At 60.1% G+C, this 11,467-nt stretch carries 11 protein-coding genes and 2 pseudogenes; 7 read left to right on the top strand and 6 right to left on the bottom strand.

Annotated elements, in window-relative coordinates; genetic code table 11:
- Positions 1–62 precede the first annotated feature (62 nt).
- The 5 genes from D1Y85_RS01715 (at position 63) to D1Y85_RS01735 (ending at position 5,221) form a co-directional block, all read left to right on the top strand.
- Positions 63–257, top strand: coding sequence for a hypothetical protein (locus D1Y85_RS01715; RefSeq protein ID WP_124149283.1), 195 nt, complete (start codon positions 63–65; stop codon positions 255–257).
- A gap of 237 nt (positions 258–494) precedes the next feature.
- Positions 495–1,013, top strand: coding sequence for a DUF192 domain-containing protein (locus D1Y85_RS01720; protein ID WP_124149284.1), 519 nt, complete (start codon positions 495–497; stop codon positions 1,011–1,013).
- A gap of 384 nt (positions 1,014–1,397) precedes the next feature.
- Positions 1,398–3,503, top strand: coding sequence for an elongation factor G (fusA, locus tag D1Y85_RS01725; RefSeq protein ID WP_124149285.1), 2,106 nt, complete (start codon positions 1,398–1,400; stop codon positions 3,501–3,503).
- A gap of 166 nt (positions 3,504–3,669) precedes the next feature.
- Entirely contained in the window at positions 3,670–4,182 is a 513-nt protein-coding gene (locus tag D1Y85_RS01730; protein WP_124149286.1) for a cupin domain-containing protein, read from the top strand.
- Positions 4,183–4,192: 10 nt separating this feature from the next.
- A complete protein-coding gene (locus tag D1Y85_RS01735) occupies positions 4,193–5,221 on the top strand; it encodes a HoxN/HupN/NixA family nickel/cobalt transporter (protein WP_124149287.1) in 1,029 nt (342 codons plus the stop codon).
- Positions 5,222–5,432: 211 nt separating this feature from the next.
- Here D1Y85_RS01735 and D1Y85_RS01740 read toward each other — a convergent pair.
- Together D1Y85_RS01740 and D1Y85_RS01745 are read right to left on the bottom strand one after the other, a co-directional pair.
- Positions 5,433–5,528: pseudogene (locus D1Y85_RS01740) on the bottom strand (IS6 family transposase); the annotation flags it as partial.
- Positions 5,529–5,647: 119 nt separating this feature from the next.
- Positions 5,648–6,532 carry a hypothetical protein gene (locus D1Y85_RS01745; protein WP_124149288.1) on the bottom strand — a complete coding sequence of 295 codons (885 nt, stop codon included), beginning with the start codon at positions 6,530–6,532 and terminating at the stop codon, positions 5,648–5,650.
- A gap of 136 nt (positions 6,533–6,668) precedes the next feature.
- Between D1Y85_RS01745 and D1Y85_RS01750 the strand changes: the two genes are divergently transcribed.
- Positions 6,669–7,526, top strand: a complete 858-nt coding sequence (locus tag D1Y85_RS01750; protein WP_124149533.1) for a M15 family metallopeptidase — start codon at positions 6,669–6,671, stop codon at positions 7,524–7,526.
- Between the two features lie 142 nt (positions 7,527–7,668).
- Here D1Y85_RS01750 and D1Y85_RS01755 read toward each other — a convergent pair whose 3' ends face one another.
- On the bottom strand, positions 7,669–7,842 hold the full coding sequence (locus D1Y85_RS01755; protein ID WP_124149289.1) for a PAAR domain-containing protein: 174 nt from the start codon (positions 7,840–7,842) through the stop codon (positions 7,669–7,671).
- Between the two features lie 224 nt (positions 7,843–8,066).
- Between D1Y85_RS01755 and tssF the strand changes: the two genes are divergently transcribed.
- On the top strand, positions 8,067–9,872 hold the full coding sequence (gene tssF / locus D1Y85_RS01760) for a type VI secretion system baseplate subunit TssF (protein WP_124149290.1): 1,806 nt from the start codon (positions 8,067–8,069) through the stop codon (positions 9,870–9,872).
- Between the two features lie 5 nt (positions 9,873–9,877).
- Here tssF and D1Y85_RS01765 read toward each other — a convergent pair whose 3' ends face one another.
- From D1Y85_RS01765 to D1Y85_RS27395, 3 genes and pseudogenes are all read right to left on the bottom strand, one after another.
- A complete protein-coding gene (locus D1Y85_RS01765; protein ID WP_124149291.1) occupies positions 9,878–10,129 on the bottom strand; it encodes a PAAR domain-containing protein in 252 nt (83 codons plus the stop codon).
- A gap of 36 nt (positions 10,130–10,165) precedes the next feature.
- Positions 10,166–10,696, bottom strand: coding sequence for a hypothetical protein (locus D1Y85_RS01770; RefSeq protein ID WP_221410260.1), 531 nt, complete (start codon positions 10,694–10,696; stop codon positions 10,166–10,168).
- Between the two features lie 9 nt (positions 10,697–10,705).
- A pseudogene (locus tag D1Y85_RS27395) lies at positions 10,706–11,467 on the bottom strand (lytic transglycosylase domain-containing protein); the annotation flags it as partial.

Below are 11,467 nucleotides of genomic sequence, written 5' to 3' on the forward strand. Positions count from 1 at the left end.
TACCGACCTGACTCCCAAAACCGAGTCACTTGGTTAATTAACTCAAGCTGAGGATTCACAAAATGAACAAACTGATCGCTGCTCTGGTCGCTGGCCTCTTCGCAACGGCTGCATTCGCACAAGCTTCGGCTCCGGAAGCTGCTCCGGCTGCTGCCGCTGCTGCTTCGGCACCGAAGGCTGCTCACAAGAAGGCACACAAGAAGTCGACGCACAAGAAGGCCGCTAAGGCTGAAGCCGCATCGGCAGCTTCGGAGTAAGCAAGTTGTAAGGCGCATCGTCGATCGGCATTCGTTGCCGGTCTTCATCGCGTTGAAAGGCAGATCGTCGCAAGGCGCTCTGCCTTTTGTTTTTTTGACGCGTTTTTTTGACTCTTTTTCACGCATTTTCCTCGTGCTGCGCTTTGCGTGTCACAGTTTGTATTTGACGCGTTTTGACCCACGCTGACGTACTCGCGTAACATGCGCGGGTTATATTGCTCACTCAGGAGTCCAGTCGTGCGATTTTCCTTGCGCCCGCTTCTCGCGCGCTGCGCCTTCGCCGTTACCGTTTCGCTCGCCGCCGTCGCGGCCCTGACGTTCGCGACACTCGCCACGACCGGCGTCGTCCACGCCCAGCAGTTGCCTCCCGGCGCGAAGCAGCCCGGCGAGTTTCCGCGTGTGAAGCTGACCGCCGGCATGTTCGTGATCGACGCTGCCGTCGCCGCCACCGATCCGGACCGCGAGCAAGGCCTCATGTATCGCACGCAACTCGGGCCGAACGAAGGCATGCTGTTCGTGTTCGGCGAAAACGCCGTCCATTGCTTCTGGATGAAAAACACGCTGATCCCGCTGTCGATCGCGTTCATTCGCGCAGACGGCACAATCACCGACATCGACGAGATGCAGGCCGAAACGACCAACAACCACTGCCCGCGCAATAACGGCGTCTTCGCGCTCGAAATGCCGAAAGGCTGGTTCTCGTCGAAGGGCATCAAGCCCGGCATGAAAATCCAGGGTCTCCCGCCGCTCCAGTGACCGGGTGACGCGCGGCGCCGCCCGCGCTCACGTCCACCGGGCGGACGCTGCACGGTGGACTGCAACGCCTGCACGTTCACCGCGTGTTCCCTCCGCTTGCTTCTGTTTGCTCCCGCTTGCTCCGGATAGCCGGCCCCGCGCCCCGCGGCGCCGGTTTTTTTGCGCATTCGCGGCGCATATCCCCTCGCCACCCCGCCGTTGAGCCTGCCTGAGCAGGAGCGCACCGCCAATCTGGCTCACTTCCTGCAAAAGCGCGTAACAAGCGCTATCCTGATATCCCAGCACGCGCGATGCATCGGGCACCGCGCGTCGCGCCGGACGGCGCGCAGGCCGCGCCGCGCGCCGTCCGGCAGTATCCACGGCGCGTATTCCAAGGAGATCACCGTGCCTCGCAAGACTCCCATCGAGCGCTATCGCAACATCGGGATCAGCGCTCACATCGATGCCGGCAAAACCACCACGACAGAACGCATCCTGTTCTACACCGGCGTGAATCACAAACTCGGCGAGGTTCACGACGGCGCGGCGACCATGGACTGGATGGAGCAGGAACAGGAACGCGGCATCACGATCACGTCGGCCGCGACGACCGCGTTCTGGAAAGGCATGGCCGGCAATTATCCCGAGCACCGCATCAACATCATCGATACGCCGGGACACGTCGACTTCACGATCGAAGTGGAGCGCTCCATGCGCGTGCTCGACGGCGCGTGCATGGTGTACGACTCCGTCGGCGGCGTGCAGCCGCAATCGGAAACCGTGTGGCGTCAGGCGAACAAGTACAAGGTGCCGCGCATTGCGTTCGTCAACAAGATGGACCGTGTCGGTGCGGACTTCTTCCGCGTGCAGCGGCAGATCGGCGAGCGCCTTAAGGGCGTGGCCGTGCCGATCCAGATTCCGGTCGGCGCCGAGGACCACTTCCAGGGCGTGGTCGATCTCGTCAAGATGAAGGCGATCGTCTGGGACGACGAGAGCCAGGGCGTGAAATTCGCGTACGAGGACATTCCCGCCGAGCTGGCCGTACTCGCGAAGGAGTGGCGCGAAAAGATGGTCGAGGCCGCTGCCGAAGCCGACGAGGTGCTGCTCGAAAAGTATCTCGAAGACCACGAGAGCCTGACCGAAGACGAGATCAAGGGCGCATTGCGCCGCCGCACGATCGCAGGCGAGATCGTGCCGATGCTCTGCGGCAGCGCGTTCAAGAACAAGGGCGTGCAGGCGATGCTCGACGCCGTGATCGACTATCTGCCCTCGCCTGTCGACGTGCCCGCGATTCTCGGCCACGACGAGCATGACCGTGAAATCGAGCGCCATCCGAGCGACGACGAACCGTTCTCCGCGCTCGCGTTCAAGATCATGACCGACCCATTCGTCGGCCAGTTGATCTTCTTTCGCGTGTATTCCGGCGTGGTCGAATCCGGCGACACCGTGCTGAACGCCATCAAGGACAAGAAGGAACGGCTCGGCCGCATCCTGCAGATGCACGCGAACGAGCGCAAGGAAATCAAGGAAGTGCGCGCGGGCGATATCGCGGCGGCGGTCGGCCTGAAGGAGGCGACGACGGGCGATACGCTGTGCGATCCGGCGCACGTGATCATCCTCGAAAAGATGATCTTCCCCGAGCCCGTGATCTCGCAGGCCGTTGAGCCGAAGACCAAGGCCGACCAGGAAAAGATGGGCATCGCGCTAAACCGTCTCGCGCAGGAAGACCCGTCGTTCCGCGTGCAGACCGATGAGGAATCAGGCCAGACGATCATCTCCGGTATGGGCGAGTTGCACCTCGAAATTCTCGTCGACCGCATGAAGCGGGAGTTCGGCGTGGAGGCGACGGTCGGCAAGCCGCAGGTCGCGTATCGCGAGACCGTGCGCAACAAGGTCGAAGACGTGGAAGGCAAGTTCGTCAAGCAGTCGGGCGGGCGCGGCCAGTACGGGCACGCCGTCATCACGCTCGAACCACAGGCGCACGGCAAGGGCTATGAGTTCGTCGACGCGATCAAGGGCGGCGTGATTCCGCGCGAATTCATTCCGGCGGTCGACAAGGGCATCCAGGAAACGCTGAAGGCGGGCGTGCTCGCGGGCTACCCCGTCGTCGACACGAAGGTCACGCTGACGTTCGGCTCGTATCACGACGTCGACTCGAACGAAAACGCCTTCCGCATGGCCGGTTCGATGGCCTTCAAGGAAGCGATGCGGCGCGCGAAGCCTGTGCTGCTCGAACCGATGATGGCCGTCGAAGTGGAAACGCCCGAGGACTTCATGGGCAATGTGATGGGCGATCTGTCGAGCCGGCGCGGCATCGTGCAGGGCATGGAGGACATCGCGGGCGGCGGCGGCAAGCTCGTGCGCGCCGAGGTGCCGCTTTCGGAAATGTTCGGCTACTCGACGTCGTTGCGCTCGCTCACGCAAGGCCGCGCAACCTACACGATGGAGTTCAAGCACTACGCGGAAACGCCGCAGAACGTCGCCGAAGCGGTCATCAACGCGAAGAAGTAGTACGTAGCAGCATGCGCTGTGATGCCCGAAGCCCGTCCCGTTGCCGGGGCGGGCTTTTTTCGTCGGCGTCCCGGTTTCGGCGCAATTTTGACCGTGCAAGAATGGATCGATTGCGGCGCTTTTCCGCTTCGCTGATACGACTCGCCGCATGACAGGAGAGATGACGATGGGCCACGATCATGACCATGATGAACGCGACGGCGCACCGGCAGCGCCGGTCGATTGGCGCGAGCACGGCGTCAAGGTGATTCGGGGCGACCAGCTCGACCCGAACACGGCGCAGACACCCGGCATGAACCGCGCCGCTGCGATCAACGCCGCCCGCGTGGGCGCACAGAAAATCTGGGCCGGCACCGTGACGATCCATCCGAACGCAAAGACCGGTGCCCATCATCACGGCGCGCTCGAAAGTGTGATCTACGTGGTGCGCGGCCACGCGCGCATGCGGTGGGGCGAACACCTCGAATTCACCGCCGAGGCGGGTCCTGGCGATTTCATCTTCGTGCCGCCATATGTGCCGCACCAGGAGATCAACGCGAGCACCGACGATCCGCTCGAATGCGTGCTCGTGCGCAGCGACAACGAGGCCGTCGTAGTGAATCTGAACATCGACGCCGTCGAAGAGCCGGAATCGGTCTACTGGGTCGATCCGATCCATCGCCATCCGCACGATCACTGATCGCGCTGCCATGACGCCTGCCGCCACATTCCGCGCGCGCCTCGCAACGCTCTATGCAGGGTTGACCGCTGCGAACGCGGCCGCATGGGTATGGGCGTTCGTCGCGTTCCGCCATTACCCGTTGCTGCTCGGCACCGCCCTGCTCGCGTATGGGTTCGGCCTGCGTCATGCCGTCGACGCCGACCACATCGCCGCCATCGACGCCGTCACGCGCAAGCTCATGCAGCAAGGTTCGCGTCCGCTCGGTATCGGACTCGCGTTTTCGCTCGGCCACGCGACGGTCGTCATCGCGGCGACGGTAGGCATCGCACTCAGCGCGCGGGCTTTACAGGGGCACTTCGCGCAGTTCCATGAGTTCGGCGCGACGATTGGCACGCTCGTTTCGTCGGGTTTCCTGCTCGTGCTCGCGGGCGTCAATCTCGCGATCCTGCGCGACGTTTGGCGTCGCCACCGGCAGATGCAGCGAGGCAGCGACGCAGCGCGCACCACACCCGCCATACCCGACGCGCCCGCGCCCGCCGGACTCCTTTCGCGCGCGCTGCGCCCGCTCTTCGCTCTCGCGACGAGAAGCTGGCACATGTACGCAGTGGGCGTGCTCTTTGGCCTCGGCTTCGACACGGCCACCGAAATCGGCCTGCTCGCCATCGCCGCCGACGAGGCGGGCAAGGGACTGCCGCCGTGGTCGATCCTTGTTTTCCCGGCGCTCTTCACGGCAGGCATGACGCTGATCGATTCCACCGACAACGTGCTGATGGTCCGCGCCTACGGCTGGGCCATGGACGACCCGAAGCGCAAGGTGTACTACAACGCGGGCATCACCTTCGTCTCGGCGCTGGTGGCGATCGTGATCGGCGGTATCGAGGTGCTCGGTCTCGTCGCCGACAAGCCAGGCGCGAGCGGCGGCGTGTGGAGCATCGTCGCGAACCTCAACGATCATTTCGGCGCGATGGGCTATGGCATCGTCGCTACGTTCATCGCGTGCTGGATCGGCTCGGCGTTGTTCCATCGCTGGCGCAAGCTCGGCGCGGCGACAGGGTGAGCGCCGCGTCCCTGTACCCTATCCGCCCGGATCGCCTATATTGAGCCGGAATTCGTCGTCAGCTGCACCGCATGCCGCCGTCGCGACCGTCCGCCTGGACGGATCGCGCCCACTCACGGAACTGCATGGAATCCGGCACCGATGAAACAACCGCCGCTAACTGCCTGGGACCTCGAACTGCTGCACCGCAATTGCGCAGGCTCAGCGGCTACGCAACGTACCAACACACGCACAACAGCATTACGTCCAACGGATAGTGCAGGTGTTCGAGTCCCCGCCTGATAGCCGTCGTTATCGCTTCCTTCACCGTTCTCGTCGCTTCGGTCGTCAGATCGTCAGATCGTCAGCTTATTAGACCACCTTACCGCGACAGCACCGGTCGACGCATGGCCCAGAGCGCGCGAACGTCCGCGCGATATTCGATGCTCAATGCGCGCGCGCCGCCGCCGGGCACGCCGGATCCTTACCCCAATGCCCGTCGCACACGCGCCTTCGGCAACGCTGATCCTCGGAAGAGCCCCGCTCGCCGCACGCTTTAACTTCCTCCGCGAGCGTGAGTTTGCCAGCCTTCACCTTCGCGGCCTGCACGATAGCGTCCTTGCAGTCCGCCGGCTTCGTACGTGCGACCAGCACGGCCAGAAGGTCGGCGTCCGAATCATCCTTCCGGGCAGCTGTCTGCGTATCGGGTTGCTTCTTCGCCAAGGCCTCCGCTTTGGTGTGCCCAGCGGCCTTCGCTTTGACCCGGGTTTCAGCACGCTTGGCCACGCGCTTATGGTTCGCCTCTGTGGCCGCGCCTGCAGGCGGCGCGGCGCTACCTGACGCCGCGCCAGCCCCCGCTACGCGCGCGTCGTTCGCCAGCGCACGCGAGAGCCGGGCGTCGTCGCGGACCGTTGCCGACGCAACGGTGCCCGAAGCGGGCTTCGTAACAGCGACGCTTTCTTCGTCGGCGACGATAGTGGCCGCTCGCCGCGGCAAGGCGCCAGCGGGCAACCTGGTCACCTTTGCAGCGCCTCGCGCACCACTGTCAGGTGCGACGGTGGCACCGGCCACGTGCGTCTCATGAACGGCCGGCACGCTGCGCTCGAACACGTGCCAGACGCCGAAGGCGGCGGCGGTCATAAGCAGTGCCGCAATCGCGAGCACCGAACGTTGCCGCCGCCCTTCCCGCGACCGGGCGGCGGGCGGCACGACACGGCCCTCAAGATTCGCGAGAATGCGCGAGCCTTCAGGGCGCCCACCGTGCACGTTGGCTGGCGTGTCGGCAAGGAGGCTGGGCGGCACTTTGGGAGTTGGGGTGTACGATGCACTCATTCACTGTCTCATTCGAATCGTGCTCATTGAATTGGGATTGTTTCACCGTGATAATACTAGGCGATCCGCCTTTCAGGCAGCACTGATTCTAAAATCAAGCATTACAAAAAACAATTTCCACAACGCGGATTTACATTTGGTTGCCATTGCTCTCGTCGCCTATTTCACTATTGCCGTACTGCTAGCCGCGCTACTGCTATTGTCGCCGGTGCGCGCATTGATTTTCAGCAAACTACACGAATTGCATAACTCAATAATAAGCAACGCTTCGACAAGCGTCACTCATGCACGCAACTGCATCTCCAAATCGGCAAAAACTTCTCATTCGAGAATAGCCGGTATGAAAAATATGCTCTTCACGAGGCGCTATCCTATTTTCGTTACCATCTGTATTCTTGCGACGCCACCGCTAATTGCAGTTACATTGCGCGGTCGTCAGTTATTTCAATACGATGACACGCCCCGCATGCCAGACGAAAAAATCGCTGCCCTGCTGAACGGCGAGCAGTTGGTTCCACCGCTGCCTCTGCCTCCCGACGTGTTCACCACGAAGGAAGTCGAACAGGTGCGCCCCGCGTTGCGTGACGCGAGCCGCGACTGGAATCTGCTCGACGCTGATTTCCGCACGCGGCTATTGCTCGTCTACAAGATCATGCGCGAACAATACGGTTATGAAGTGGCATTACTGGAAGGCTACCGCGGTCCCGAGAGGCAAAACCGGCTTGCACAAATGGGCGGCAATGTGACCAATGCGGCTGCGTTTCAAAGCTATCACCAATACGGATTAGCGGCCGATAACGCATTTCTGCGCGATGGCAAGCTCGTCATCTCAGAAAAAGATTCTTGGGCGATGCGGGGCTATCAGATATACGGTCAGGTAGCCGAGCAGGTTGGTCTGACTTGGGGCGGACGCTGGAAATTAATGGATCTGGGCCACGTCGAATATCACAAACCCGGTTTCGTCCTGGGTCGCGCGCCGGCAATTGTTAAATGATGCGCAACAAAAAAATTATAGGGCGTTCATTCATGGTAATCGCCCCCAGGAAAGCGGGGAGATCGGAAGTCGAATTTTCTCGTTAAGCGAGTTCCGCGGATGCAGACATCCAGACTCACGGACGGCCAGACCGCTGTGGCGATCAAGCGTATGGAGGATTGTCACCGTGCTTCGGGCATGAAACTGGATCACCAACTCTTGCTACGCCTTTACCCATAAAAAAGCAAATCTTCGATCCAGTCGATACCTCCCCATTCGAACTTGTACGATCAGTGCCTGCTTTGAAGAATGAATATTGTTTTGGTAGCTCACACACATCTCTTTTGCAGCCTTGACTGACGCGTCAAGATCCATGCTCGCATCAGCTTTACGATGCCCCGCGCACTGGTGCCACCAGCGCGCGTATCTTGACATGACGACGAACCTGAGGACGATCCGCAAACGCCGCCACCTTCCCGAAAAAATGTGAACTGGCAAGCCATCGGCTACCATAGCGACCAGAGAAAAATCGCGCCCCCCGCAGGCCACGCCGCACCCGATATGCTTGAAAAACTCCGCAGCTATTACGAACAGGAACTCGGCCTGCTGGGCGACCGGCTTGAGGAGTTTGCCCGCAGGTATCCGCGAGTTGCGACGAGGTTAAGCATTTCCGGCGGAGACTCCGAAGACATGTACGTACAGCGGCTCATGCAGGCGTTCACGCTGCTCGCCGCTCGCGCCCGTGTGGAACTGGACAATGGCGCACCCCAGTTTTCGGGAGCCTTACTCGATGTATTACACCCTCAGTACCTGCGCCCGTTTCCGGCCTGCTCCATCGCGTGCCTTGAGTTTCCTGAGCCGCCATCCGCTCCGGTTATCGTTGCGCGCGGGACGAAATTGACAAGCGCCGACGGCGAACTGCGATTTCGGACCGTGTACGACGTGACGGCCGCGCCCATTCGGATCACCGATGCGCGCATGTCGCCGAGTACAGTTGCACCTGGCCGGGCGAACCTACCGCCCGACACCACCCTGATAGTCTCAATGACGTTCGAGCCGACGGCCGCGGGTGTGGAACTAGCCACCGCCATGCCGGGTATGGTCCGCATTCATCTGGCTGGGGAGCCAAACATCGCCGCGACTTTGGGCGATACGCTGCTGCTGCGCACACAGCAGGCGTTCGTCGAAGCAGACGGTTCAGGGGATTGGATGCCGCTTGACCATCTTCCCGTAACTGCGACAGGTTTCGGAGAGGACGACGCGCTCTTGCCCAACGACGACTCAGGGTCATTCATTCACCCGCTGCTCGAATACGCGGCCTTCCCACAGAAGTTCGATTTCGTTGATATCAACACCGCCGCGCTGCTGCGCTACAGCCGCACGCGTCATGCGCACCGCATCACCCTGCACTTTCCCATCGGCCTGCATCCTGACAGCCGCCAGGCACAGGCCCTTCTCGGGCTTTCACGCCACCATTTCCGGCTGTTCTGTACGCCCGTCGTGAACCTGTTCGAACTGGCGGACGTGACCTCCCGGCGTGGTGAGCCCGTCGTTGAATATCCGGTCCTGCCGGTGCCGCAGAAACCCGCGACCTATCAAATCTTCTCGATTGACCGCGTACGCGATGTGATGGGCGACAGTCTGATCGCGCCATACAACGCACTCGCTCATACGACGACAAAGCCTGGCACGCAGGGACGCTACTGGCTCAGGCGGCATGACGAGTATCAGGCCCGCAATCACCCGGGTCACGAAACGTCGCTGATCCTGCTGCAGGAAGACGGGAAGGCAGCGGAGCAGTGGCCCGAGCAAATCCAGATCGACGTGACGTGCACCAATCGCGACTTGCCCGCGCAGATGAAATTCGGCCACACGGATGGAGACCTACGCAACGAAAAGGGGGCGGTCGCGAGCCGCGTTATGCTGCTGTCACAGCCAACACATACGTTCCGTCCCGAGCACGACGAAGACGCACGCATGCGCATCATCGCGTTGACGACGGCGAACGCGACGCAGCTTGGTACCGAAGGATGGGGTGAACTCAGGCGAGTCCTTCGGCAGTGCATGCCACCAGGCGCGCAGACGCGACACATCGACTCCGTGTCGTTTGCGCACAGGAGACGAATTCAGAAGATGTTTCCGGGCAAGCCGAACTCGTCAATCGTCCCCGGCCTCGAAATCACCGTGTCGCTCGACGAACAGACGTTCGCCGAGCACAGCATGGCCGCGTTCATCAGCGTTATCGACAGGTATTTCACGCGCTACGTGCCAATGAACAGCTTCATGCAGCTCGTCGTGCTGTCGAAGACGAACGGCTCGGAAATCCGGCGCTGCCCGCTGCGCGTCGGACGCTCGCCACTGCTATAAGAACTTCAGACCAGGCTCGATATCAGATGGCAGCCACACGTTCCGCGGTGGCCGTGCCGTGCTATCGGAATACCGTTATCCTTCATCGACGGATCGCCTTCCTCGATCACGTTCGGCGATACGTCGGGATGCCGTGGACAGGAGACACGATCGCCTTTACGCGCAACGTAGCGCCCCTTGAAGCGCATGCTCGTTGAACCCGTTTCGACCTTGCCGTCGTGGTCGGTATCGTCGCCAACGCGAATGAGGTTCATCACAAATCCAGTACTCCGCGTAAGAAGGGGTCTGAAGTATCAGGGGTACATGTATTCGGTGTGGTGCCCTATAAACTTATCACCAGAAAATTCAAAACAAAAATTCCCTTCTTCAAAGGCCCGGTAAACCAATATGGCCCCACTGATACATACCTTACTGCTGCTCAGCGAATACCGAATCACACCATGATCTTTTGCAGTCGAGTGTCCATGCATAAACCCAGAAAACGCATCAATGGGGAGCGGGTAGACTACGCCAGTTTTTGTGTCAATTGCCATGACGGATTGCTGATGATACTGTTCCCATTCTGGATACACTAGAAGAATGAAATGCCCATTGAAATTCGCCGATTTCCCACTTATCGCCTGATTGATTGCAGATAAATGCTTTTCATCACAAAAGTCAACCGGACTATACTGGAACGAGCACTCAGTCAAGTCAGATTTCGCGTACGCTATATTCACAGCCACGTAGGGATGGTTGGAATTTTGCCCGGCATCGGCGCGTAAAGATAATCCACCGAGCAAAAAAAGCAAAAAAGTAGCAGTGGTGGATAATTTTCGTTTCATGCTGAATATTTACCTTGAATCTTGAATTTTTTGAAGAATTGCCGTTAATTTTTCAGTGGAAACCGAGCTCGCATGATTCGCAGCCCCCTCCTTCTGGAAATAGGTTAACGTTCCATCCGATATGACATGCTCTTTGTTAGTAGCCAGACCATTTGGAACCGCGATTGAGGCCCACTCCTTGGACGCCGCATAGACTGCGCTCTGCACGGTCCCTTCCCCCCTTTTGACAAAGGCACCTAAAGCCCCACGACCGGCCTTATCAAAAAGAAAGTCTCGAAACATCCGCTCCTGCATATCGGCATCATATTTTTCATTGCCAGTCAAACCCAGCTTACTAACGCCTGCACGTAACGTTGGAAACGTTGTTTGATACTTCCCTGTTGCGAACATTCTGTCAGGGTTAGTTCCTGACATTGGTTCAGTAGCCAAAATTTGGTTTATGGTCTTTTCTGTCACCGGGCCCGCAGGGCCGCCGTGGGCATACGAGTGGCCAACGTGGCCCCCTGGAACTCCAGAAGTTCCAGTATTGTAGGCTTCATATGCGCCCTCGCCGCTAGCAATAATGTCCCCGATCTGCTTAATAAGCTCATCCAGCGCACTAATGGCCGTCGCCTTGAAATTCCCCACCAGACCAATCGGATGGAAATGCCAGGGAGCTGTGTCTTTCGGGAAACCCTCAATGGCCGCCGCCTGCTCCCACCACTGCAGCTTCCCGATCCGCTCGATCTCGGCCTGCCACAGCCACAGCAGCTTCTTCATCAGCGGCGACAA

It is taken from the genome of Paraburkholderia dinghuensis (assembly GCF_003837865.1).
Lineage (GTDB): Bacteria > Pseudomonadota > Gammaproteobacteria > Burkholderiales > Burkholderiaceae > Paraburkholderia > Paraburkholderia dinghuensis.